Source organism: Planctomyces sp. SH-PL62 (assembly GCF_001610895.1).
Lineage (GTDB): Bacteria > Planctomycetota > Planctomycetia > Isosphaerales > Isosphaeraceae > Paludisphaera.
Genome location: NZ_CP011273.1, coordinates 4,660,258 through 4,684,631 on the forward strand (window position 1 = coordinate 4,660,258; position 24,374 = coordinate 4,684,631).

The 24,374-nt window shown below is 69.0% G+C and carries 17 protein-coding genes; 9 read left to right on the forward strand and 8 right to left on the reverse strand.

The features are described 5' to 3' along the window. Positions 1-350 precede the first annotated feature (350 nt). Both VT85_RS17990 and VT85_RS17995 read left to right on the forward strand, forming a co-directional pair. Positions 351-1,412 carry a Gfo/Idh/MocA family oxidoreductase gene (locus tag VT85_RS17990; protein ID WP_068418398.1) on the forward strand — a complete coding sequence of 354 codons (1,062 nt, stop codon included), beginning with the start codon at positions 351-353 and terminating at the stop codon, positions 1,410-1,412. Positions 1,413-1,459: 47 nt separating this feature from the next. Continuing rightward, a complete protein-coding gene (locus VT85_RS17995) occupies positions 1,460-4,099 on the forward strand; it encodes a serine/threonine-protein kinase (RefSeq protein WP_197490849.1) in 2,640 nt (879 codons plus the stop codon). Here the strand turns inward: VT85_RS17995 and VT85_RS18000 are convergent. Together VT85_RS18000 and VT85_RS18005 are read right to left on the reverse strand one after the other, a co-directional pair. Next, positions 3,998-5,143, reverse strand: a complete 1,146-nt coding sequence (locus tag VT85_RS18000; RefSeq protein ID WP_068418404.1) for a hypothetical protein — start codon at positions 5,141-5,143, stop codon at positions 3,998-4,000. The two genes, VT85_RS17995 and VT85_RS18000, sit on opposite strands and share 102 nt — an antisense overlap. Next, complete coding sequence (locus VT85_RS18005; RefSeq protein ID WP_156512937.1) at positions 5,032-6,306, reverse strand: hypothetical protein; 1,275 nt, start codon at positions 6,304-6,306, stop codon at positions 5,032-5,034. Before VT85_RS18005 ends, VT85_RS18000 begins: the two co-directional genes overlap by 112 nt. 194 nt (positions 6,307-6,500) lie before the next feature. Here VT85_RS18005 and VT85_RS18010 point away from each other — a divergent pair, with 194 nt between their 5' ends. From VT85_RS18010 to VT85_RS18025, 4 genes are all read left to right on the forward strand, one after another. Beyond that, positions 6,501-7,250 (forward strand): hypothetical protein, encoded by a 750-nt coding sequence (locus tag VT85_RS18010; RefSeq protein WP_068418410.1) that lies wholly within the window; start codon positions 6,501-6,503, stop codon positions 7,248-7,250. A gap of 147 nt (positions 7,251-7,397) precedes the next feature. Beyond that, the gene (murB, locus tag VT85_RS18015) at positions 7,398-8,282 is read left to right on the forward strand and encodes a UDP-N-acetylmuramate dehydrogenase (protein WP_068418413.1); all 885 of its coding nucleotides are present in this window, start codon (positions 7,398-7,400) and stop codon (positions 8,280-8,282) included. 100 nt (positions 8,283-8,382) lie between these two features. Further along, positions 8,383-9,381, forward strand: coding sequence for a hypothetical protein (locus tag VT85_RS18020; RefSeq protein ID WP_068418418.1), 999 nt, complete (start codon positions 8,383-8,385; stop codon positions 9,379-9,381). 165 nt (positions 9,382-9,546) lie between these two features. Beyond that, positions 9,547-11,496, forward strand: a complete 1,950-nt coding sequence (locus VT85_RS18025; RefSeq protein ID WP_068418423.1) for a DEAD/DEAH box helicase — start codon at positions 9,547-9,549, stop codon at positions 11,494-11,496. A gap of 13 nt (positions 11,497-11,509) precedes the next feature. On the opposite strand, the gene VT85_RS18030 is transcribed toward VT85_RS18025, so the two are convergent. Further along, positions 11,510-12,496 (reverse strand): DUF1570 domain-containing protein, encoded by a 987-nt coding sequence (locus tag VT85_RS18030; protein WP_068418425.1) that lies wholly within the window; start codon positions 12,494-12,496, stop codon positions 11,510-11,512. Between the two features lie 218 nt (positions 12,497-12,714). On the opposite strand from VT85_RS18030, the gene VT85_RS18035 reads away from it, so the two are divergent. From VT85_RS18035 to VT85_RS18045, 3 genes are all read left to right on the forward strand, one after another. Next, entirely contained in the window at positions 12,715-13,653 is a 939-nt protein-coding gene (locus VT85_RS18035; RefSeq protein WP_197490850.1) for an NAD-dependent epimerase/dehydratase family protein, read from the forward strand. Between the two features lie 502 nt (positions 13,654-14,155). Further along, a complete protein-coding gene (locus tag VT85_RS18040) occupies positions 14,156-17,167 on the forward strand; it encodes a sigma-70 family RNA polymerase sigma factor (RefSeq protein ID WP_068418431.1) in 3,012 nt (1,003 codons plus the stop codon). A 256-nt stretch (positions 17,168-17,423) separates the two neighbouring features. Next, positions 17,424-18,407 (forward strand): ROK family protein, encoded by a 984-nt coding sequence (locus tag VT85_RS18045; RefSeq protein ID WP_068418434.1) that lies wholly within the window; start codon positions 17,424-17,426, stop codon positions 18,405-18,407. A gap of 88 nt (positions 18,408-18,495) precedes the next feature. On the opposite strand, the gene recJ is transcribed toward VT85_RS18045, so the two are convergent. The 5 genes from recJ to VT85_RS27765 all read right to left on the reverse strand — a co-directional run bounded on the left by recJ (position 18,496) and on the right by VT85_RS27765 (position 24,047). After that, positions 18,496-20,271 (reverse strand): single-stranded-DNA-specific exonuclease RecJ, encoded by a 1,776-nt coding sequence (recJ, locus tag VT85_RS18050; protein WP_068418437.1) that lies wholly within the window; start codon positions 20,269-20,271, stop codon positions 18,496-18,498. Positions 20,272-20,379: 108 nt separating this feature from the next. Next, entirely contained in the window at positions 20,380-21,438 is a 1,059-nt protein-coding gene (gene corA, locus VT85_RS18055; protein ID WP_068418440.1) for a magnesium/cobalt transporter CorA, read from the reverse strand. Continuing rightward, positions 21,435-21,869: a hypothetical protein gene (locus tag VT85_RS18060; protein ID WP_156512938.1), complete on the reverse strand. Its 435-nt coding sequence runs from the start codon at positions 21,867-21,869 to the stop codon at positions 21,435-21,437. Before VT85_RS18060 ends, corA begins: the two co-directional genes overlap by 4 nt. 11 nt (positions 21,870-21,880) lie before the next feature. Further along, complete coding sequence (locus tag VT85_RS27760) at positions 21,881-22,528, reverse strand: hypothetical protein (protein WP_197490851.1); 648 nt, start codon at positions 22,526-22,528, stop codon at positions 21,881-21,883. Continuing rightward, complete coding sequence (locus VT85_RS27765; RefSeq protein WP_068418449.1) at positions 22,518-24,047, reverse strand: HEAT repeat domain-containing protein; 1,530 nt, start codon at positions 24,045-24,047, stop codon at positions 22,518-22,520. The genes VT85_RS27760 and VT85_RS27765 overlap by 11 nt, the downstream gene beginning before the upstream one ends. Positions 24,048-24,374: the final 327 nt, after the last annotated feature.

A 24,374-nucleotide genomic window follows, 5' to 3' on the forward strand; every position in this document is an offset into this window, starting at 1 on the left:
TCGCCGAAACATCCACCTTCGTCAAATCTCATCGTTTCGATAGAACCGCCGGAACTTCTTGCCGCGTCAAGGGTCAGGCAATTGTAGGTTGAATTCCTTAGTTGACTGGACGGGTTGCCGTCGACCCGTCTCGGGCTATTGGGATACGGTCGCCGACGCCGCGCGAGTACCTCGGGAAAGGGCCGATCGGCGATCGCGGGCGGGCCGGCCTCGCTGATCTCGCGACCGGAAGCACCGGACCGGCCTCGCACGTCGAGGCGTCGCCCGCGATACTGGGGAACCTGGACGCCGAGGCCGTCGAGCTGAGCGGTTCGAGGCCGACCGTCCCCTCCTCCTGCGATACCGTCGCCATGATTCGAACCGTCGTCGTCGGATACGGCATGGCGGGACGTGAGCTGCACGTCCCCTTGATCCTCCGCCAGCCCGATTTGGAACTCCACGGCGTCGTCGCGCGCAAACCCGAGGTTCGCGAGCGAGTCCGGGCCGAGCGGGGCGTGAAGACCTTCGCCGACCTCGACGAGGCGCTGGACGATCCGGCCGTCGACCTCGTGGTCCTGGCGACCCCGCACGACGTCCACGCCGAGATGACGGTGCGCGCCCTCGAAGCCGGCCGGCACTGCGTCGTCGACAAGGTGATGGCGCTGACGACGGCCGACGCCGATCGGATGATCGCCGCCCGCGACCGCTCGGGCCGGATGCTCTCGGTCTTCCACAACCGGCGCTGGGATTGGGATTTCTCGACGCTCCGCCGGATCTTCCAGGAGGGCCTGATCGGCCGCCCGCTCCTGATCGAGAGCGCCGTCTGTCGATTCAAGGCGCCGCAAGGCTGGCGCGGAGAACTCGGGGCGTCGGGCACGATCCTCCACGACTGGGGCGCCCACATGGTCGACCACGCCATCCAACTCGGCCTGGGACCTTGCCGACGCCTGACTTCCTGGCTGTTCGAGAGCCCCTGGGAAGGGGTCGACATCGGCGGGCACGGCCGGATCATCCTGGAGTTCGACCACGCCGTCTTCCAGGCCGAGACGAGCCGGATCTGCCGCATCGATCGTCCTCGATGGTGGGTGGTGGGGTCGGCGGGGGGCTACGTCAAGTACGGCGTCGACCCGCAGGAGGATGCGCTCCGCGCCGGGGACATCGACCGGGCCGACGAGTCCGAGAGCCAGCAGGGTCTCCTCAGCACGGCCGCCGATCCCGATCCGCACACGCGCGACCCGGAGACGGCCCGCCGTCGGCTCCCCTCGGTGCGCTCGCACTGGGACGGCTACTATGCGAACATCGCCGCCCATCTGACGCGGAGCGGGCCCCTGGCCGTGACGGCCGAACAGGGTCGCGAGGTCGTGAAGGTCCTCGAAGCGGCCCTCGAATCCTCGCGCGAGCATAAGTCGGTGGAAGGTCCCTGGGGTTCCTGAGCTGACGCGACGCCCCGGAGGGCGAACGTCGGAGGGTTGTTGAGTTGGTGATTCATTGCCCGTCGTGTCGACACCCGATCCGGATCGTCGACGTCCATCCCGGCCGGTTCACGCCGAGGTGCCCGAGCTGTCGGGAGCCCTTCGTCCTGACGATCCCGGAGGGAGGAGCGACCGCGCCGGGCGTCGAGCCGGCGGGCTCCGCGAGCCCAGACGCATCGGCCCCGTCCCTGGAAGCGATCCCGACGACCCTCGACGCCCCCGCTGCGATTCCCGGTTACAGCCGGTTGCCGCGCGGGACGCCGCGATACCTGGCCCGTTGCGTGGTGCTCAAGCTCCTCGGCCACGGCCCGCGTGGGAAGTCGCTGCTGGCCCGGCCGATGTCGCTCGCCGGCCGCGTGGTACTGAAGGTGGTCTCGGCCGACCGGGAGCGCGACGCGATCTTCGTCGAGCGGTTCCTGCGCGAGGCGCTGGCGACCTCCCAGGTCGCCAGCCCGCACATCATCCCGATTGTGGACATCGGCCGAGACGGCTCGTCGACGTTCACGGCGATGGAGTATGTGGCGGGCTCGTCGCTGGCCGAGGAGCTGGCTCGACGGGGGAAGATCGAACCCCGGACGGCCGCCTCGTGGATCCTCCAGGCCGCGCGTGGGCTGGCCGTCGCGCACGCCCAGGGGATCTGGCATCGCGACGTGAAGCCGGAGAACCTCCGGCTCACGGCCGACGGCCTCGTCGTCGTCGACGACCTCGGCCTGGAGACAACCCCCTCGATGGCTGTGGCTGAGAGCGCCCGCGACACGTCCGCCCGGCAAGGGCCTCGCGGCCGGGGGCGGATCGCCGCCGAGGACGCCTCGAAGAAGGCCCTTCCAGCGCTGCGGGCGGCGGCGGGGACGCCCATCTACATGGCCCCCGAACAGGCGCGCGACGCGCTCGTCATCGACGGAAGGGCCGACGTTTATGCCCTGGGCTGCACGTTCTACCAGCTTGTGACGGGCCGGATCCCCTTCACAAAGACCACGGCGTCCGAGCTGATCGCCAGCCATCAGAATGAGGCGCTCATCCCCCCGAAGGAGTTCGTCCCCAGCCTGCCGGACTCGCTCTCCGACGTGATCCTGGCGATGACCCGGAAGACGCCCGAGGAACGCTACCCGAGCATGGACGTCGTGGTCGACGTCCTGGAAGACGCTCTGGGGCTGCGACAAGGCGCGACGTCGGCCGACGAGGCCGCTTACCAGGCCGAGGCGATGGACGCGGCGACGCTGATGCACGACGCGCCCGCCGCAAGGCTGCGTCGCGGCGTGTTGACGGCCGTGGGGGGCGTGTGGCTGGCGTTCCTCCTGCTGCTTTTGGCGTTGGGGGCGTATCGGCCGATGGTCGTGGTCGCGGGCTTCGGCCTGCTCACGGCCGCCGCGCTGGCGTTCGCCTCCAGGTCCATCCGGCCCTCGGGACTGGCCGACCTGCTTCGGGAAGTGTTTCTGGGAGACGGGCTCCGTTCGTGGTTCGCCATGGGGATCGGGGTGCTGATCCTGCTGGCGATGACGCTCTACGGCGGCTTCCTCTGCCCCCTGCTCTTCCTGTCGGCCTGCGTGGGAGGGCTGATCGGGGGGTTTCACTACTACGTCGACCGTCCGTTCCTCGCGAGCCGGGACGAGGCCGTCGCGCGGGTCAGGGACCCTCTCCGAAGGCTTCGTCGCGCCGGGGTCGACGAGCGTCGACTGCGAGACGCGCTGATCGTCGCGGCGGGCCGGGCATGGGAGACGCTGTTCGCCGCCCTCTTCGGCGAACGGGCGCTCGCGGCCGAGCGACTTCGCAGCCTTCACGACCCATCCTCGCCCAGCGGCGAGGTTCGATCCTGGTGGCGAGGACGGCTCGAAACCCTTCTCGCCGCGCTCGTGGCGATGCGCCGGGAGGCCCGGTTGCGTCGACTGTTTCAGGAGGTCGAGGAGGCGCGGTTCGAGGCCGAGGGGCTCAACCTGCTGACCGCCCGCCGTCTCTCCTGGCGAGCCTCGGCCGCCTTGCTCCGCGCCGCGGCCGAGTGGCGCGAGGAACAGGCCGCCCTCCAGGCCGGGTCGCGGGCGCCCGGATCGACCGGCCCGACGATCACCCAGCACCTCCGCAACGCGATCGAGGACCCCGAGCGGATCCTCGAAGGTCGCGAGTCCGGTCCGGGGCCGCTCGCTCGTCGGCTCGACGCCTGGTCTCAGCGGATCTTCGGCCGATTCCCCCGCCTGGTCCTGGGCGCGGGGCTTCTGGCCGTGTTCGCTTACTGGATGCACTCGCATCAGGTCGTGACCGCCGACCAGGTCGGTCGCGCCGCGACCGAGATCGGCCGCGCGGCGAAGGCGGCGGCGGAGAACGCCGACCCGGACGCGCTGCGGGACGTGCAGGTCGACATCCCCGTGGAGCCGTCGCGATGGTTCCAGCCGCTCGGCGACGCCTGGATTCCGGCCCCCTTCCGGTCGATCCTCGCGGCGAACCTCGGCGTGGCGGGCTTGCTCCTCGTGGCGTCGACCCTCTTCCGATCGCGGACGGTGGGCCTGTTCGCGTTCCTCGCCGCCGGCGTCGTCCTCCTCGGCCCGATCCTCGGACTAGGCTTCGCGTGGCTCGCCCCCCGATTCGCGGCCCCCACCCAGGCCATGCTGCTCGGCGCGGTCGTCCTGGCGGTCGGCGTCGGTCTTTCGAGGCGGTGATCGACGGGTCTTCTCCCTGACGAGGGTCGCCAGCGCCAGGAGCAAGGCCCCTGCGCTGGCGACGATCGTCGATGTGCGGTAGGTCGGCCGGTAAGCGAACGTGACCCGATGCACGCCCGCCCCGGGGACGTGCGCGGCCTGGACGCCTCGCTCGACGTCGGCGACCGGCCGTTCGGGGCCGTCGTCGATCCGATACGTCCAGCCGGGATAGTAGGTTCGCACGAGGACCACGTCGCAAGATCCATCGTGGTCGACGGTCGCGGTCCGGCCATCCCAGGAGGTGACCTCGGCGAGGGTCGCCCTCGGCGTCTGATCACGCGGGGGGAGTTCGCTGGCGAGGGATCTCTGGCGTTCGTTCCGAAGGTAGGGGGGATGGACGTATGCCCGGATCCTGGGGGCGGGTTTCTTGAACCGGACCAGCCGCCAGGTCGCATGGGCCGGGGCCCCGGCGGGCTTGTGGATCAGGCGATCCAGCGCCTCGTCGCGACCGACCAGGAGGGTCTCCGCAAAATCCGGGACGATTCGGTCGTTCTCATCCCAGACCCCGTGAGTCGCACCGTAGTAAGAGAAGTCAAAGCCGTTGATGTGGCTCAGCGCGCCACGCTGGGCCATCGCCGCCAGCGACGGGTGGGGCGGCGGCGCCTCGAAGCCCGTGTAAGGGAAGATCGGGGCCATGCCCAATCGAAGCGGGATGTCGCTGAGGAGCCCGGCGACCTTCCCCACGTCCTTCTCCTGGGCCAGCCGCGTCAGGATGGGGCTCGACTCGGGGATGGCGACCGCCCATCCCCAGTCCGTCGTCGACGTGTAGTAGAGAGCCCCCAGCTCGGCCGCCGTGGCCACGAGCAAGAGTTGCGCGGGAGCCCGCCCCCGCAGCCATCCCACGGCCAGGATCACCGCGACCAGCCAGACCCCGGCCGCCATCGCCAGCCGGATCAGGAGCCGATCCCCCCCCAGCTCGCGGACGTGGTCCGGCCGCCACGACCAGGAGACGATCCACCAGGCCCCCCCGCCGCGAAGGCGATCGCGAGGACCAGGCCGAACCACGCCGGCGCGCGGCTCCCGCCCCGGTCGAGACCCCGGCCCGCGATCAGGGCCAGGCCCAGGCTCGTCACGGCCAGGAAGCGTCCCGGCGCCCGGAACAGACCCATCCCCGGCACCGAAGTGACCCACTCGAACCCCTGGAGCCAGACGCTCGGCAGGATCGCCAGCAGGAACGTCGCCAGGGAGACGCCGGTCCAGAACCGGGTCGCGGAGTCGCGCTGCGAGACCAGGCCCACGAAGGCGAAGATCAGCGGGATCGTGCCGATGTAGAGGCACGCCTCATAGCCCGTCGTCCCGAGGGCGTACCAGTAGCCGGCCTCGGGACCGCCGGGGATGCCCCGCAGCCATCCGGGCGCCACCAGCTCGGCCCAGTGCGCCGGGGGAAATCCGAAGAACGCCAGCGACAGGAACGGCCGGTCATCGAAGCCGACGAACCGCGCCAGCTCCCAGCTGGGGCCGAGCTGTACCGCCGCGATCGCCGCCCCCCAGGCCAGGCCCGCGAGCAGGCCCAACGCCCGACAGGCCCGCCTCGGCGCCTCGAGCGCCCGCCAGGCGCCCGTCGCGACCACCAGTCCCGCCGTCCACGACTGCACCTGGAAATGTCCGACCGTCAACTGGAGCCCATACGCGACGGCCAGCCCGGCGACCCAGACCAGCCGTCCCTCGGCCATGATCCGTTCGGCCGCCAGCAGGCAGATCGGCAGATACGCCAGGGCGTGATAGGACCACTCGTGGCTGGAGTGGATCGACTGGAAGCCGCAGAAGGAGAAGCTCAAGGCCGCCAGCGCGGCGCCATATGGCGAGAGATCGAGCCGACGGCCGTAGGCGTAGGTCGCCCCGGCCATCAAGAGGTAATGCAGGAACATCGACAGGCGATAGGCCAAAGGGACCGATAGCAGCCGGTAGAGGACCTGGTTGGGCGGATAATAAGCCGCCGCGTGACTCTCGGCCAGCAGGGGGAATCCCAGCCCGACTCGATCGGACCAGTACGGCATTCCTCCCTCGTCCAGGGCCCTCGCGAGTTCCGCCTTGATCGGGCGATACATCCGATCCGGATCGCCGCCGACCGGCTCGATCCCGATGAGCAAGGCCGAGAGGAGACACGCCGCCAGCGCCAGGGTCCAGAGCAGGGCCGGGTTGGATACGAAGGCCGGGATTCTCTGCATGGTCGACCCGATGTCCATTCTAACGTCGTCCACCACCGCTGGAGGGCGAGAACGACCTAATTAAGACATGAAAACGACGGTAATGTTTTATCGAGTCGACACAACGCCGGCCGTGGTTCGTATCGTAATAAATGGAGACGCCACGCGATATCCTCCGTAGCGTACGACGATCGAAGGGAACTGGGAGGTCCGTCGTGATCACCATGAACTGCCCCTCCTGCGGCGCCGAAGGCCGGGTCCCGAAAGACAAGGTCAATACCCGGCTTCTCTGCAAGAAGTGCCTCAAGAGCTTCCACCTGACCCCCGAGGGGAGGGTCGTCGCGGGCTCGCCGCACGAGTCCGGGAAGGCTCTGCACCTCATCCCCGAGGCCCACGTGCTCGATCACGTCGAGGAGGAAGTCGACCACTGGGTGGAGCGGCTGCGCCGGTCGGTCCCCTGGATCGCGGCGGCCGTCCTCGTGCTGGGCCTGGTCGTCGGCGGCCTGGCGGTGCTTCGCGCCAGCCGCCCCCTCCCCTTCGACGAACAGGCGGCCCGCATCGCCCAGGCCCTGATCCGCAACGACCTGAAAACGCTCCGAGGGCTGAGCGTCTCGGGGACCGACGACGCCGTCGCCGAGTGGGCCGAGGCGGTCCGGCCCGAGTTCCAGGAACACACGGAATCGTCCCAGACGGCCGCCCCCAGGGTCGAGGTCGTCCGCTCGCACCAGGACGTCGGCCCTGGACTCCGCGAGGCGTTCGCCTCGATCCACACCGATCAAGCGGTCGGACGGATGGGCTTCGCGGTCCCGGACGTCTCCACCAGCATGAAGTCCACCGGGGCCGTCGAGGTGCCGATGATCCTCGCGGGCGACGACCGCTGGGGCTGGCGGCTGGACGGCGGGCGCACCCTGGAGGCCTTCCGCAAGTCGAGGCCCGGCACGCTCGCCGGGACCGCCCAACCCTGATCCCCGCCGACGGCCCCCCCAGACCCTCCCGATCCCCCGGGCGACGCCCGCCCGCGAGACCACGGCGCGCTTGACGGTCAACCGGCTTGCCGCTACCATGCGCCCGTCTGTTTTCGGGAACGTTGTACGCCAATTGGGGTTCGTCGCTTGCAGCATCCCTTCAAGGAATTCCAGGAGTTCGTCGCCGAGAACCAGCCCCTGGCCCCGCTGACCTGGTTCCGTCTCGGCGGGCCCGCCGCTTACTTCGCCAGGCCTCGCAACATCGAGGACATGCGGGCCGTGCTGAGTCGCGCGAACGAGGCCGGGATTCCCTACAAGCTCCTGGGCGGGGGGACCAACGTCCTGGTCCGCGATCCTGGCGTCGAGGCCCTCGTGGTCCTCATGGAGAGTCCCCACTTCTCGGACGTCTCGGTCGTCGAGAACCGCATCAAGACCGGCGCGGCGGTACCGCTCACCGCCTTGATCTCGCAGACCGCGCGGGCCGGATTGGCGGGGCTGGAGATCCTCACGGGCATCCCCGGGACCGTCGGGGGCGCGCTGCGGGGCAACGCCGGAAGCCGACAGGGGGCGATCGGCCCGTTCGTCAGCCGGGTGACCGTCCTGGATTCGGCCTTCGAAGTCCAGGAGCGCGAGCGCGACGACCTCAATTTCGTGGACCGGGAATCGAACCTCGACGAGCCGGTGATCCTCTCGGCCGAATTCGAACTCTCCCAGGAGGAGCCCGAATCGGTCGTCCGCCGGATGCGACGGATCTGGATCGTCAAGAAGGAGAACCAGCCCTACGGCCACCAGTCGTCGGGATGCATCTTCAAGAACCCCTCCGCCGACATCTCCGCCGGGGCGCTCATCGACCAGGCCGGGATGAAGGGGACGCGGCACGGCGGGGCCGAGGTCTCGGACCGCCACGCCAATTTCATCATCGCGCATCCGGGGGCGAAGGCCGACGACGTCCTCCACCTGATCGACCAGATCCAGCAGCGGGTCTGGCAGCAGTTCGGCTACGAGTTGGAACTCCAGCTCCGAATCTGGTAGTTTCATGACGTCCGGGGCGGGACCACGCGACCGAGGACTCGCCGGCCGTGCGCCGCGCGCGGGTCGTCGCGCGCCGACCGATCCGGGAGGAGCCGGCGACATGGAGTACCGCGACCTTTCCCGGATCGTCGCGTCGGACGGCGACGACGGCCAGGAAACGCCGGCCCGCGTCCGTCGGTTCGAGTTCGTGCGCTCCACCGGCCGGCTCGACGTCCGTAAGATCGCGGCGGTCCTGCTCCTCGCCGTCAGCATCCTCGCGGTCCTTGGCTACGTCGGCGGCCAGGTCGCTCGCTCGACGATCGCCTGGCTCCACAGGCAGCCCCAATATCAGCTTCCGTTCGATCGGATCGAACTCCCCGTCCCGCCTCCGGCCTGCTTCCGGGGGGGCGCCTACGCTTTTCTGGAACGGGTGCGCCGGAACGCCGACGAGGCCGAGATCCTCCCCGTCCTCGACGTGAATCCCGAGCGGATCGACCGCGCCTTCAAGCTCTTCCCCTGGGTCGAGGCGGTCGAATCGATCGAATTCCCCCCCCGGGGCCTGATCGTGCGGCTCGCCTACCGCGAGCCGGTCGCGCACGTCCTGATCGCGAACTCAGACCAGGTCGTCCTGGATCGTCACGGCCTGATCCTCCCGCTGGAGGACATCGACACCGAGCGTCTGGGTCGGCTGATCCGGATCCGCGGCGAGGGACTCACCATCCCCTCGACCGACCGCCTCGGCAAGCTCTGGAAGACCGAGACGCCGCAGACGCCCCGTCGCGCGGCCGTCGATGAGGCCGTGCTCCAGGCGGCCCGGCTCTCCGGCTTCCTGCTGGAACCGAGCCGGAAGGAGCAGGCGGAATCGACCTCGGCCCTGCGGATCCTCGCCGTCATCATCTCCGATCCCCGAGGGCTGTTCCTCCAGAACTCCGAGAACGCCATGATCCTCTGGGGACGCGGTCCCGGCGACGAGCAGCCCGGCGAGCTTTCGGCCCAGGAGAAATGGGGGATCCTGTCGAACCAGGCGGCCAAGGGCCTCCTGAAGCCGGGCCAGAACGGCGACTACTGGGAATTCGGTCGCAACGAATTGCGGTTCAAACGCTACAACGCCGGCTCCTGAAACCGCCCCGCCCCCGCCGATCGCGAAATCCGACGAAATCCGAGGGAATCCGTCGCTGGTCGACGTCCCGTTCAAGGGGGAGTCGATCCGCAGGCCCGCGGAGCGGTTCGAAGGCGGTCGCGCCCCTCGGCTCGGACCCTCAATGGGATGGAAGAGGAAGCACCAATGGCAAGCCGACTCGGCGTGGGTTGGATCAATCAGATGTCCCGGATCGCCGGGCCGACGCCCACGGGACGTTTCGCCTCGTTCGCCGTCCAGGTCGCTCGCGTCAACGCCCTGGAATCCCGGTTCGAGCCCCTGACCGACGCCGAGCTTCGCGAGAAAACCCACGCCCTGCGACTCCGCGCGCGGCAGGGCGACTCGCTCAACGGGCTCCTGCCGGAAGCCTTCGCCCTGACCCGCGAGGCCGCCAAGCGGACGATCGGCCAGCGCCAGTTCGACGTCCAGGTCCTGGGCGGCGTCGCCATCCACAATAGTTGCATCGCCGAGCTGGAGACGGGCGAAGGGAAGACCCTGGTCGCCACCATGCCGGCGGTGTTGAACGCGCTGCCGTCGAAGGGGGTGTACGTCGTCACCGTCAACGACTACCTCGCCCGCCGCGACGCCGAATGGATGGGCCAGATCTATCGCCACCTGGGCCTGACCATCGGCTGCATCCAGACCGGGATGGCCGACTCGGAACGCCGCAAGGCATACGGCTGCGACATCACCTACGGCACCAGCAAGGAGATGGGCTTCGACTTCCTCCGCGACGAGCTGAAGCGCCTGCAACTCGGCGACACCCACCGCAAGTCGTTCGAGCAGGCCTTTCTCGGCCAGGGCGTCCATGTCGAGTCCGAGACCCCGGTCCAGCGCAGCCACCACTTCGCCATGGTCGACGAGGCCGACAGCATCCTGATCGACGAGGCCCGAACCCCGCTCATCATCGGCGCCAACAACCAGCCGACGCAGGAGGAGGCCTCCGCCTACTACGGCGCCGACCAGCTCGCCGCCACCCTCGTCCGCATCAAGGACTACAAGTACGACCCGATCGAGAAGAAGGCCGAACTGTCAGCCGCCGGCCGCCGCAAGGTCCAGGCCCGCGCGGCCCACTCCTCGTTCGGGATGCTCACCGTGGACTCGCTCTACGAGTACGTCGAGCGTTCCCTGCGAGCCCAGATCGCCTACCTCCGCGACCGCGACTACGTCATCCACGAGGGCGAGATCGTCATCGTCGACGAATTCACGGGCCGCATGATGCCCGGCCGCCAGTGGCAAGACGGGCTCCATCAGGCGATCCAGGCGAAGGAAGGCCTGGAGATCACCCTGGAGACGATCACCGCCGCCCGCGTCACCGTCCAGGACTTCTTCAAGCGGTTCAAGAAGCTCGCGGGCATGACCGGCACCGCGACCACCGACGCCGCGGAGCTTCGGCGGATCTACAAGGTCGGCGTGATGAAGATCCCGACCAACCGCCACAACGCCCGCATCTGGCTCCCCGACCGGGTCTTCTCGAACGAGCTGGAGAAGTTCCAGGCGGTCGCCGACCAGATCGTCGAATGGAACAAGAAAGGCGCGCCGGTCCTGGTGGGCACCCGGTCGATCGAGAAGTCGGAGCACCTCAGCGCCCTGCTCGCCGAGGCGGGCATCGAGCATCAGGTCCTCAACGCCAAGAACCACGAGGTCGAGGCCCAGATCGTCGCCCAGGCCGGCCAGCAGGGGCGGGTCACGGTCGCCACCAACATGGCCGGTCGCGGCACCGACATCAAGCTCGGGGAGGGGGTCGCCGACCTGGGCGGGCTCCACGTGATCGGCACCGAGCGCAACGAGTCGCGGCGGATCGACCGCCAGCTCGCCGGCCGCTCCGCCCGCCAGGGAGACCGCGGCATCTGCCAGTTCTTCGTCTGCCTCCAGGACGAGATCGTCGAGGCGATCGGCGAGAAGCCGGCCAACCGCGTCCGCGCACGCTATGCCGGCCGCGGCGAGTTGACCAGCGCCGGCTGGCGACAATTCTTCATCCGGGCCCAGGCACGCAAGGAGCGGCAGCACTTCAAGGACCGCAAGCTCCTCATGCACTATGAGAAGCAGCGGGCCGAGATGCGCAAGAACATGGGCCTCAACCCGGTCCTCGGCTGACCGGACGGCCCGTTCATCGAACGTCCCGCAGCATCGCCCTCGCCTCGCGCCGAAGGCGATCCTCCACGGCCGCGATCGGGCCCAGGCGCTTCTCGAACGTCGCCAGCCGATCGGGGCCGGCCTCGGTGCGCAGGTCCGCCAGGTAGGCCGCCAGGTTGGGCCTGAGCGAGCGCGAGGAGAGCAGGTTGTACATCAGCAGCCAGCTCTGGCCGTAGGCGAGCTGCGCCGTCGCGGGACGGTCGAAGAGCGCGTCATCGGTCAGGAGCTTCGGCAGCTCGATCCAGGGCTCGTCCGTCCGGCTCGCGGCCCGGATCGCCTCCAGCCTCGGCCGATTCACGCCGCCGACGGGGACTCGCGAACTCCGCCGCCACATCTCGAAGTACGTCGCCAACCCCTCGGTCACGCACTTCGGCGGCTCCTTGCGAAGCGCCAGCAGGCCGGTGTTGAAGCAGAGCAGATGCGTCGTCTCATGGACGAGCGTAAACGTATTGATCCGTTCGGCCGCCCCCCCCGCCCCGTGCTCGGGCCGGAAGTCGAAGACGACCAGGCGGTCGGCGTCGAGGTCGAAGTGCCCCCCCACGTCCTTCCCCGGCGCCTCCCCCACCAGCGCCCCGTACGAGATCGCGTCCTTCAGGACGACGACCATCATCCGCTCGTCGGGGAAGTCGACCGGAAGCCCCCGGTCGCGCAGGTGTTTCAAGAAGACGCGACCCAGGGCCTCGCAGATCTCCAGCGCGCCATCCCGAAAAGCGTCCGGCGCATCGCCGACGCCGAGGAAGTGCTCGGTCCAGGAATATCCAAATGGGGCCAATCCGGCCTTCTTCGCCTGGGCCTGGATTCCGGCCACCCGTTCGGCCTCCTCGGCGACCGAGGCCCGGTCCCGGGCGATCGCCCGCCGGGAGGAAGCCGGACCCGCCGCGGAGGCCAGCAGGATGGCCGTCGACGCGCGACGAAGCCACTCCCGTCGGGACGCGGCGAACTCGGGTCGATTCCGGGTCATGCGAAGTCTCCGGCGAAGGGGGCGAGCGTCGGACAACTCGTCTCGGCGCGCAGGAACGACTCGATTATACTCCGCTCCGTCCAGAAAAAGGGTCGCGGCTCCCCGCCCGACCCCACAGGGATGGTTTTGGATCAAGACGCTACACCCAAGATCCCTCGCGTGCCGAGCCGACCTCCGCAACGAGAGCTCCACATGCCGGGACGCTTGCGAGGATGGACATGCCCGATCGCATCTTACTGACCGGCGGGACCGGATTTTTCGGACGTCGCATCGCTGAAGTCCTTCGGGAACGCGGCCATACCGTCGCCACCCCCGGCCGGCCGGACTTCAACCTCATGGACCCGGACTCCACGCTCCGCACGCTGGAGCAGGTCAAGCCTGACACGATCGTCCACTCCGCCGCCCACTACGGCGGGCTTGGCATCTGCGTGGCCGAGCCGGTTCAGATCTTCCAGCGCAACGTCATCATGGGGGTCAACCTCCTCGACGCCGCCGCCAAGGTCGGCGCCAAGAAGTTCCTCACGATCGGGTCGGCCTGCGCCTACGCCGGGGCCGTCAACGGCGACATGAAGGAGAGCGACTTCTGGTCCGGCCCGCTCCACCCCTCGGTCGAGTCCTACGGCTTCACCAAGAAGGTCATGGAAGTGGGCATGCGGGCCTACCAGCGCGGTTGCGGGATGATGGGCCAGATGCCCATCGTCACCAATCTCTACGGGGAGCACGACGTCTTCGGCGAGTATCGCTCGCACGTCGCCGCCGCGCTCATCAAGAAGTTCGCCGACGCCGTCATCGAGAAGAAGAAGCAGGTCGTCTGCTGGGGGACCGGCGCCCCCGTCCGCGAGTTCATCTACTCCGGCGACGCCGCCGAAGGCGTCGCGCGGCTGCTGGAAAGCGGCTATACCGACCCGCTCAACCTCGGCACCGGGATCGGCACGACCATCAAGGAACTCTCCGAGATCGTCGCCCGCCTGACCCACTTCGACGGCGAGATCGTCTGGGACACCACCAAGCCCGACGGCGTGATGCGGAAGGTCCTCGACGTCTCCAAGATGGAGAGCGTCCTCAACTGGAAGCCGCCGACGAGCCTCGAAGCCGGCCTCGCCAAGACCATCAAGTGGTACATGGCCAACAAGGCCGAAGCCGACGCCCGCTCCTGAGACGGGCCTCGCCGCGCGAAGGACGATCTCAAACGCCCCCGACGCCCGACCGGCGCGCCGGGGGCGTTTCCGCGCGCCGACCGTTCCGCCCTCCAATCCCCTCCCCCATCGACCGAATTCCCAGAAACCGGCCTCCCCCGGCTGCAATCGGAAGCCAGTGTTATCCTGGGGCGTTGTCTCCTGGACGACCTGATCTCCTGTAGTCCGTGAGGCAACGGCATTCCGCCGCGCGATCGAAAACGCCGAAGGAAGCCAATTTTCATTTTAATTCAAGTTGCTGCCAACAAACGATTTACGCATGATTCACGGCTTGCGACCGAAGCCAATCGAACCCAATTTCGTCGTCGCTCTCGGTCGCTCCGCCAGCACCGGGCGGATTCGAAAGTCGAGAAATCCGTCACCATGAGACGCCGAGACGCCACCCAGGGAAGGAGGGCTGGGGCCGATCGGAACGGCAGCCGGCCCTGACCCTGTTTCGGGCCCTCGACCCTGGGATGCTGGCATGAACGCGACGACTGAGAGGGAAGCGGATGACGCGAGACTTTGGGATCGAGTCCGTGGCGGAAGTCGCGAGGCGTTCGAGCAGGTCGTCCGCCGGCACCAATCGCTGGTCGCGGCGGTCGCTTACAACGTCTGCGGCGACCTGACGACCAGCGAGGACGTCGCGCAGGAAACCTTCTGGGCGGCCTGGAAAGGGCGAGACTCCCTCCAGGACCCGAACCGCCTGCGCCCATGGCTCTGCGGCATCGCCCGGAACCTGGCGGCGAACGCCGTCCGGCGTTCCGCAAGCCGGGGGACTTCGAGCGTCCATGACCACGCGACGGACCTTGAAGGGGCCGGGCCGGACCCGGCCGAGGCGGCCCTCCGAGGCGACGAGCAGGCGCTGATCTGGCGGACGCTCGGTGAGATTCCGCCGCTGTATCGCGAGCCGCTCATCCTTTACTACCGACAGGAACAGTCGGTGGCGGACGTCGCCGCGAGCCTCGAACTGACCGAGGACGCGGTAAAACAGCGCCTTTCGCGAGGTCGGGCGATGCTCCGCGAACGGCTCGCCTCTTTGGTCGAAGCCGGGCTGCGTCGGAGCCGTCCCGGACGCTCTTTCACGACCGGCGTGATGGCGGGCCTGACGCTGGCCGGAGCCGGGTCGAAATCCGCCGTCGCCGCCACCGGGGCCACGCTCCCCGCCGTCGCGGGCTCGATCGCGACCGGGGGAGTTTTCGGCATGCTCGCCGGGCTCCTCGGCGGCTGGCTCGGCGCATGGCTTCCCGCCCAGACGGCCGCCACGATCCGCCAGCGCGAGGCCCACCGGAGGGCCGGGCGGCGGCTCCTGCTCGCCTCGGTCGGGTTCGCCCTGGTCATCCTGGTCCTGAGCCGGACGCTCGCGGGGACCCGGGCCTATCTCCCGGCCTGGCTGGCGGCGATGGCCATATTCCAGGTCTGGGTGGGTATCGAGGTCTGGCGCCTGTGCCGACGCCTCGGGGAGATCCGGGCCTCCAGCGCCCCCGACGAGGTCAACGTGACGGCCGTTCGGCAGGGACTGGCGTTCGCCGCACGTGGGGCGCGAGGACGCGTCTATCGGAGTCGCTTCCGGTTCCTCGGCCTGCCGCTGGTCGACATCCAGGTCGCCGACCCGCCGCAGTACGACGGCGACGGCGTGCAGGCGGCCCCGGCGGCTTCCCGACGCGTCGCCACGGGCTGGATCGCCGTCGGCGACGAGGCGCGTGGCGTCTTGCTGGCCGTCGGGACGCGAGCCTTCGGGGCCCTGGCGATCGGCGGCGCCGCCTTCGGGCTCGTCAGTTTCGGCGGACTGGCGATCGGCGTGGTGGCCCTCGGCGGTGTAGCCGTCGGTGGGCTGGCGGTCGCGGGCCTGGCGTTCGGAGTGGTCGCGGTCGGCGGGTTGGCCGTCGGCGATTGCGCCTTAGGCGGCGCGAGCCTGGCCCGGTCGTTGGCCGTCGGCGGCATCGCCCTGGCCTGGGACACGGCGATGGGAGGGGCCGCAATCGCCGGTCAGAGGGCCGTCGCGCATGAGGTCGGTGCTCGATGGCTCGCCGGCGGTCCAAGCGGCGTCCCCGCGCTGGAGGGGCCGATCGCGCTCGCCGCGCGTCGGCTCATGCCCCAGGGCCGGTCGGTGTTCTTCGGAATCGGTGTAATCGGTCTGGCCCTTGAATTCACGAGGATGGCTCTGATGTATCGACGCCCGCTTTTCAGTCAGTCGACGAAGGTGGGGATCCTCCTCGCGGGAAGCCTGGCGGTGTTCAGCGGTTGCTCGACGTCCGGGGCGCCCCCCGCCCCGACGAGGTTTCAGCTCGACAACGGCCTGACCGTCCTTTTGCGGCCGGTCTCGGGGGCCTCGCAGACGGCGCTCGTCGTGCTCTACGACATCGGCGGGGACCATGACCCCGAGGGGCGATCGGGCCTGGCGCACTTTGTCGAGCACCTGTACACGACCGCGGGCGCCGGAACGAGCGCCCCCCGCACCGCCGAGGAGTTCCTCCAGCGATATCCCGCGGGCTGCAACGCCCAGACGGGCGATCGCTACACGGCCTACGCGACCGTCTTCCCCGCCGCCCAGATCGACGCCGAACTTGGCGAAGCGTCCGCTCGCATGGGATCGCTGAAGATCACCGAGGCCGACCTCGACCGGGAACGTCCTCGACTGATCGACGAGACGGCCAGGATGTTCGAGTTGGTTCCCAGCCTCGCCGCGATCAACAACGCTCGTGAGATCGTGCGTCCCACTCCTCGGGGTGGTCGACGGGGGGGCCTGCCCGAGTCGCTCGCGAAGATCACCGCCGAGGAGGCGAGCGAGTACTGGAGACGCTACTACAAACCCCGCAACGCGACCCTCGTCGTAGCCGGTTCATTCGACGTCGACGATGCGTCCGCACTCATCCGACGCCACTTCGACGGACTCCCGGCAGGAGAAGAACGACCCGCGCCGGGGGAGCCCGGCGCGATCGCGACGCCTCGCGACAAGGTGGTCTCCGTGCCGGCTCCGGGCGGGTCGATGGCGGCCGTGGCCATCGCCGCCCCTCAACCGCGCGACGGCGATTACGCGGGTTACGTCGTGCTCGGTGCCCGCCTCGTGAAGTTGGCGATGGACCCGTCGAGCGGAATCCAGCCTTATATGCCTTTACTGGACGATCCCGGCGCGATCATCGTGTCGACCGTCGCCCTCCCCACCGAGACGGGCGATGCGGCCGCTCAGCGTCTCACCGGCCGGCTTTCGCAGGTCGTGCAGGCCGAATCGACGAGCGCTGAGATCGCGGAGGTCCTGTCGACGTACGGCTTCTTCCTGGGCACGACCGACCTCCCCGATCAGGCGCTGGCGGCCAACCTCTACGGCGTGGCGTTCGCGATGGGCCGTCGAGAGCAGCTCGGCATCGAACCTGCGGCGATGACCGCTGCAATGCAGGCCGTCACGCCCGAAAGCGTTCGAAAGGCGGCCGCCGGTCTCTTCGCCGAGTCGAATCGGGGACTCGTGCAGATCCGAACCGCCGACTCGCCCCGCTGACCCTTCGGGATGCGGAGTCTCGCGTCGGTGGGTCATCCACACGTCCCGAGGCGAACCCCCGGAACCGGTCCGGAGGCGGCGAGTAGTCCGACTATGCGTGATCGAGCGGGGGGGTGGATCGCCCCCCCGCGCGGCGGAGTTGACCGGGCGGGCGGCAGTCCTTAAGCTGGGAGGCGGCAGGAGCCCGCCGGACCGACCGACGATCGTCCCACCTTCCTCAAGCATCGATCAGATACGCATTGAAAGGCTGAGTTTCATGAACGCGTTCGATCCCCGCCCGCCATTCTACCTGGGCATCGACCTCGGGGGGACGAACATCAAGAGCGGGGTGGTCGAGGACACGGGGCGTCCGCTCTCCTCGGTCAGCATCGAGACCAACGCCGAACTCGGCCCCGAGGTGGGCATCGAGAACCTGGCGAAAGCGGGTCGGATGGCGGTGGAGGCCAGCGGCCTGAGCTGGGACCAGATCGCCGGGGTCGGGCTGGGCTCGCCGGGGACGATGGACCTCTCTCGCGGGATGCTGCTGGAGCCCCCCAACCTCCCGGGCTGGAACCAGCTTCCGATCCGCGACCTGCTCGCCGCGAAGCTCCAGAAGCCGACGATCCTCCAGAACGACGCCAACGCCGCCGCTTTCGGCGAATACTGGGCCGGATCGGGTCGCAACACCCGCAGCCTGGTCCTCTTCACGCTGGGGACGGGGATCGGCTGCGGCATCATCACCGACGGCCGGATCGTCGAGGGTCGTCACAGCCACGGCGGCGAGTGCGGCCACATCATCATCCAGATGGAGAACGGCCGTCGTTGCGGCTGCGGGGCCTACGGCCACCTGGAGGCCTACGCCTCCGCGACGGCCGTGGTCAAGCGCGCCCTCGACCTGCTCGAAGAGGACTCCGCCCAGAGCGTGCTTCGCGACGTCCCGGCCGAGGAACTCAGCAGCCGGGCGATCAGCGAGGCCTCCGACGCCGGCGACCCGATCGCTCGACGGCTCATGAAGGAGACGGCCTATTACCTCGCGGTCGGGGCCGTCAACCTGCTCCACACCATCAACCCTGACATCGTGCTGTTCGGCGGCGGGATGATCGCCGCCGGCGAGGGCTTCCTCGAAGAGATCCGCCAGCACATCCAGAATATGGCGTTCCCCGCCGTCGCCCAGGGGACGCGGGTCGACTACGCCGAGCTCGGCGGCGACGCCGGATTCATCGGCGCCGCCGGATGCGCCCGCGACGCCTTCGGACGCTGAGCTTCCTCCCGCGCAGTGCCTGATGATCGAGACCCCGGGCCGGGAGAGCGTCAGCGTTCCTCCGGCCCCTGTCGTTTGGTCTCGCGATTCACGCGCCGGCGGCGGCCGCCTCCATCGGCGCGGGGACGCGGCCGGAGACGACGAAGTCCTTGACCTCGAGCTGGACTCGGCGATAGCCGTTCCACTCGTCGACGCCGGGATGGAAGACGACGCTGCACTCCACGTCGTGGGCGAGGTCCTTCCCCTTCTCGGCCATGTTCCAGGCGACGGCCTTGAAGACGGCGCTCCCCTGGCCGATCTTGAGCTGGAGGTGCTTCTTGCCCTCGCCCACGGCCCGGGGCTCGCCCACCACCCGCGCCTGGCTCGCGAGGAAGAGCGGCCGGGGATTGCCCATCCCATGCGGCTCGAGCTTCTCCAGGTCCTGCACGACGTTCAGGTTGAGCATCGCCAGCGAGACCTCCGCGTCGATCGTCAGGACGCGTTCGCGCAGCTCCGGCGTGAGGAGGGTCCGGCAGTGGGCGTCGAAGCGCTCGGCGAAGGTGGCGAAGTGCCCCTCGGACATGCGCACGCCGGCCGCCGCGGAGTGGCCGCCGAAGCCGATCAGCCCCTCGGAGCACGCCTGGATCGCCTCGTAGATGTTGAACCCCGGCACCGACCGCGCGGAGCCCTGGGCGAACTCCTGGCCGAAGGCGACCAGGATCGTCGGCCGATGGTAGATCTCCACGAGCCGGCTGGCGACGATCCCGATGACGCCCGGATGCCATTCCTTGCGGCCGAGGACGATGGCCCCCCGGTCCTTCAGGCCCCCCTCCGAGCGGATCTGCTCCTGCGCCTCGTGGACGATCGCCCGCTCCACCTCCTGCCGGCGCTGGTTGACGGCGTTCAGCTCGTCGGCGATCTGGTCGGCGAGGGCGTCGTCGCTGGTGGTCAGCATCTCGACGGCGCGCATCGCTCGTTCGAGCCGACCGGCCGCGTTGATCCGGGGGGCGAGGTTGAACCCCACGGTCCCGGCGGTGAGCTTCGACCGCCCCAGGCAATTCGCCACCTTCATCAAGGCCCGCATCCCGGTGGTCGGGGAGGCCATGACGCCCGCGAGGCCGTGGCGGACGAGGATGCGATTCTCATCCTTCAGGGGGACGACGTCGGCGACCGTGGCCATCGCCACCAGGCCGAGCGACTGCACGAGGTAGTCGCGCAGGTGGGGCGAGGCCTTCTTGCCGTCGCCGAAGCTCTTGCAGATCTGCCAGGCGAGCTTGAACGCCACCGCCGCGCCGCAGAGGTCCCCGAAGGGATACGACCCCCCCGGGAGGCGGGGGTGGACGACCACGTCGGCGGGGGGCAGCTCGGGGCCGATCGTGTGGTGATCGGTGACGATCAGCTCGAGGCCGAGTTCCCGGGCCAGCCGCGACTCGGCCACGGCGGAGATGCCGCAGTCCACCGTGACGACGAGGGCGCCGGGATGCTCCTCGGCGATCCGCCGCACCGCGTCCGGGTTGACGCCGTAGCCTTCCTGGACGCGATGGGGGATGTAATAGGCGACCCGCTTCGCCCCCGCCAGCTTGAGCGCCGCCCACAGGACGCTCACGCCGCAGACGCCGTCGACGTCGTAGTCGCCATAGATGACGATCGACCGATCATCCCGGATCGCCCGGACGACGCGGTCCGCGGCCTCGACCGCGCCCGGCAGCGATTCGGGGTCGTTCAGGCCGTTGAGCCGGGACTCCAGGAAGACACGAGCGCGTTCCGGGTCGCGCACCCCTCGATTGATGAGGACCTGCGCCACCAGGGGCGCGATCCCCGCTCCCCGGCTCAGCGCGGCGATCTGGTCGCGATCAAAGGGTTGGATCCGCCATCGAGTCGACATCCCGGATTCTTCCTGACCTCTCGCTCGACATCCAAAAGACCGACGAACGCTGCGGCACGACGTCTCTGGAGAAGTATACACCATGCCCCCCTGTCGGGGCGCGAGCGGTCAGAGCCAGCGACGACGGCGGGCGAACGCCAGCATCCCCACCGGGGAAAGGCTCATGATCGCGATCGAACCCAGGAACAACGCCCATTTGGGCAGCCATGTCTCCAGGGCCAGGGTCGCGCCGAAGAAGTTCATCCCGAAGAAGCCGACGATGAACGACATCGGCATGAACATCACCGTGACCATCGTCAGGGTCTTCATGATGTCGTTGCTGCGGTTCGACATCACCGACAGGTAGGTGTCGAGCGTGCCGGCGATCAGGTCGCGCAGGCTCTCGGAGATGTCGTGGATCCGAACGACGTGGTCGTAGACGTCCCGGAAGTAGATCCGGTGCTCCTCCTTGACGACCCGGTAAGGGTCGCGAGCCAGCCGGTTCAGCACGTCGCGTTGGGGGCTGAACGTCCTCTGGAGCTGGATCGCCGAGCGCTTGATCCGGAAGATCTTCTGGAGGTTGCGCGGGTCCATCCGCTCCATGACTTCGTCCTGCACGCGGTCGATCCGCTCGTCGAGCTGCTCGATCGCGGCCAACGATTGATCGACCGAACGATCGAGGAAGCGGAACAGCAAATGGTCCGCGCCATGCTTCATCCGATCGCGCGGGTCGTGCTCGATGGCTTCCCGGCTTTCGGAGAGAAACGCGAGGGTCCTTTCGTGGTAGGTCACCAGGTAGTTCGGGCCCAGGAAGACGTCCAGCTCCTCGAGCCGGAGGTCGTCGGCCTCGGGGTCGATGCTGGTCGAATGGAATACCAGATAGAGATAGTCGTCCCAGTCGTCGATCTTGGAAACGTGCGTCTCCCGGAGCGCGTCCTCGATGGCTAGAGGGTGGAACCGGAAGACGTCGCGAAGCAGGTGCTCGGCTACGGCGCTGGGTTGCCCCGGAGCGTCGTCGATGTCGAGCCAGAGGGTGCCGAGTTCGTCCCGGATCGCCTCGTCGAGCCGTTCGATCGGCCAGTTCAGGTGCATCTCGCCGTGGCCGTCGCGGTAGAGGGCTCGCAGCCGCACCCCTGGGTTTTCTCCGGACTCGCAATCTTTCGGAGACGCCTCGGGGAGCGTCTTCATCGCGAGGCCTCCGGGTTGGCGTTGAAGCGCACAAGCTCTTCCAGGACGTCGATCCGAATCGGCGGGCCGGGGGGGGACAGGGTCGTCCTTCGGATGGGCGACGCGTTGCGGAGGAGTTGGATCGCCCCCGGGATCTCGATCGGCGCGTCGACGAGTCGGACGACGTTCAGGCCCAGGGGGGCGCGAGCCATCTGGAACGACCCGTCCTGATGAATCCGCGCCGAGGTCGGATCGCCGAGCGTCCCATCCAGGGGCTGAAATTCGACCCAGCCGCGACCGAGCGGTTTCCCGCCGAGCGTCACGACTCCCGAAACGGGCGTCGTCGGGATCGCCTCCGGGCCGAGTTCCTCGACGCAGCCCCCGGCCAGGCCGCAGGCCAGCCAGAGAGCGGTCGGGCCGATCATCCTCCGAAGCGCGGAGCGTCCTTCCACGGCGGCCCCCCTCAGGCGGCGGATGAGCCGCCGGCGTAGCGATCGTGCAACTGCACCGCGAGCCTCCACGCCCGTCCGTCGTCCGTCTCGGGCTCGACTTCCGAGGCGATAATCCGCCGACCGCCGCGGGATTCCCGGCCGAGCATCGGCCCGACGTCCGAAGCCGGGAGGAACAGGCGACCGCCGGTCTGGCGATCGCCGGCCATCGGCCCGACTCGTCCCAGGAGCATGAGATCGCCACCCGTCATGCCAAGTCCCGCGCGAGGGCCGACGGCCGAGGCGGCGATGAGGAGGCCCCCCGACTGATGGTAGCCGACGGCGGTGCCGGTGGGCCCCTGCAACAGCAGCACGCCCGCGCGCAGGCGGCTGCCCGCGCCGTCCGCCGAGGAGCCTCGACATACGACCGTGAGTCCTGGAGAGTTCAGGCCCGCGGCGAGTTCCGGCCCCGCGTCGCCTGCAATCTCCACGACGGCCTGCCAGGGGCCTTGCAGCCCGGCCAGGAGGAGCCGGTGCCCCGCCGGGCCGTCGAGCCGGATCAGCCCCGCTCCTCGGTTGAGGCGGCGCACGACCTCGGCGTTGATCTGGTGGTAGTCGCGAAGTTCGGTGACCGAGATGGGGGAGCCCGACGGGTCCGGCTCCCCCGCGGCGTCAAGGCTCACGGCGATTCCCACCGGCCTCGGCACTCGGGGCGGCCGCCGCCTGGGGAGGCGCGGCCTCGGCGGCCGGCGCGGCGTAGGACGGTCCGCCGGGGAACAGGCTGGCCTCGGCGGGGGTCGCCTTCGCCAGGAACGCCTTGAATTCCGCCACCTTCGTCTTCAGGTCCGCCGTCAGCGCCTCGATCTGGCCGGACGGCGCCCCGATCAGCGCGGCGCAGGCCTTGGCCGAAGGCTTCATCGCATCAACGTATTTCTGCACCTCGGCCTTGTTGGCGAGGACGGGGCTGTTGAGGAAGCCGCTGTCGCGGACGCCCGCTTGACCTTCAAAAGCCTGGAGCACGGGGCCGACCAGCAGGGTGGTGAGTTGCTGGGATCGCGTCCTGTTCTCGGAGAAGCCGTCGACGATCCGCTCGACGAGCGTGGCCGCCAGCTGGGCCGTGGCGTACGCCGCGATCTCGACGTTGTATTTCGGGACCGCCGAAGTGACCTGCATCGAGCCGAGCGCCAGGGCCGCCTCGGCGCGGACCTCGGGACGCAGCGCCTCGTCCGTCAGGTACTGGAACGCGACCGCGGCCATGTCGGCGGTCCGCGGCGAGGTCGGCAGGAAGCCCTGTCGCAGGGCCGTCAGGGCTTCCAGGGCGCGATGCTGGACCCACCAGGGCCAGTCCTTGTTCTTCGCAAGCTGGTCGGAGATCGTCTTCGCGGCCTCGGACTCCTGCGAAGCGGAGAGCCGGTTCGCGAGCAACTTGATGTTGGTGATCCCGCGGAACGCCCAGAGCTTGACCCAGACCGTCTGGTTCGGGCTCTTGATCTCGTCGAGCAGGACCTTCAGGGCGTCCGGGTTGGCGGACTGCGCCAGGACGATCATGGCCTGGATCCGCGGCACCAGGTGGTGTTTGAAGACCGGGGGGAGCTTCTGGAGCAGGACCTTGTTGAACTGGTTCTGGAACTGGACGTTCTTGGCGTTCCGAGAGGTGAAGATCGGCTCCAGCAGGTTCTGAGTGGCGACCTGGATGGCCCGGGTCACGTTGGCGTTCTGCTCCGAGGCGGGGTCGACCACGGCCTGGATGTTCCGCGTGTTCGTCATCTGGGCGATCATCCCGTTGACGACGTTGGTGATCGCGTTGACGTCGACGGTGGCGACCGGGTTGGCCGCCATCAGCTTGACCTGGTCGATCTCCTGCGGCGAGGGGATCCGCTGGGCCCGGATCTCGGGGAACTTCTTGGGGTCGAGCAGGGGCTCGGCGTTCGGATCCTTGTAGATCTCGAGCGAGCTCGCCTTGTGCGAGGCCGAGGGGTCCACGACCGGTTGGGTCTCGTCGTCCTCCGCCGCGGCGTCGCCCTCGGCGGGCTTCCCAGGTTCTTGAGGGTTCGTTTCAGCCGGCTTGGCGGGGGCCTGTTGCGCCAGGGCGGGGGCGGGTGCGGTCCCCAGCCAGGTCCAGGCCAGGAGGGCGATCAACCCCGCCCGGACGCCTTCGAGTCGGGGCGCGACGCGCCTCGCGGCGATGAACACCTTGATCATTGCGACTAACCTCGTGAAAAGCCCCTCGGACGCATGCTCGGCCAGGGAACACGATCCGAAGCCCGCCCCGCCGGGCTGGACGCCTCTCGCGGCGACCGGCCGCGCCCCGAAGATCGGCAGGCTCGTCGCGGTCTCGGGGGGATGGGTTCGGGAGACGGAGAAAGGGGAGTCGTCGACGCGGTTTCGCGGGGGCCTGGACGGCTCGCCGCCACATCGACGGCCCCGCCGGCGTCAACTCATCTCGTCTGGTTCACGGCACTTCGAACGACGAAAACCCGAAATGGAAGCTACCCCGCCGAAAGCCGCCTGTCAAGTCGCCGCCCGCCC

Coding starts and splice junctions, on each gene's coding strand:
- VT85_RS17990 (WP_068418398.1), top strand. CDS start 351: ATGATTCGAACCGTCGTCGTCGGATACGGCATGGCGGGACGTGAGCTG.
- VT85_RS18005 (WP_156512937.1), bottom strand. CDS start 6,306: ATGCAGAGAATCCCGGCCTTCGTATCCAACCCGGCCCTGCTCTGGACC.
- VT85_RS18020 (WP_068418418.1), top strand. CDS start 8,383: ATGGAGTACCGCGACCTTTCCCGGATCGTCGCGTCGGACGGCGACGAC.
- VT85_RS18025 (WP_068418423.1), top strand. CDS start 9,547: ATGGCAAGCCGACTCGGCGTGGGTTGGATCAATCAGATGTCCCGGATC.
- VT85_RS18030 (WP_068418425.1), bottom strand. CDS start 12,496: ATGACCCGGAATCGACCCGAGTTCGCCGCGTCCCGACGGGAGTGGCTT.
- VT85_RS18035 (WP_197490850.1), top strand. CDS start 12,715: ATGCCCGATCGCATCTTACTGACCGGCGGGACCGGATTTTTCGGACGT.
- VT85_RS18040 (WP_068418431.1), top strand. CDS start 14,156: ATGAACGCGACGACTGAGAGGGAAGCGGATGACGCGAGACTTTGGGAT.
- VT85_RS18045 (WP_068418434.1), top strand. CDS start 17,424: ATGAACGCGTTCGATCCCCGCCCGCCATTCTACCTGGGCATCGACCTC.
- recJ (WP_068418437.1), bottom strand. CDS start 20,271: ATGTCGACTCGATGGCGGATCCAACCCTTTGATCGCGACCAGATCGCC.
- corA (WP_068418440.1), bottom strand. CDS start 21,438: ATGAAGACGCTCCCCGAGGCGTCTCCGAAAGATTGCGAGTCCGGAGAA.
- VT85_RS27765 (WP_068418449.1), bottom strand. CDS start 24,047: ATGATCAAGGTGTTCATCGCCGCGAGGCGCGTCGCGCCCCGACTCGAA.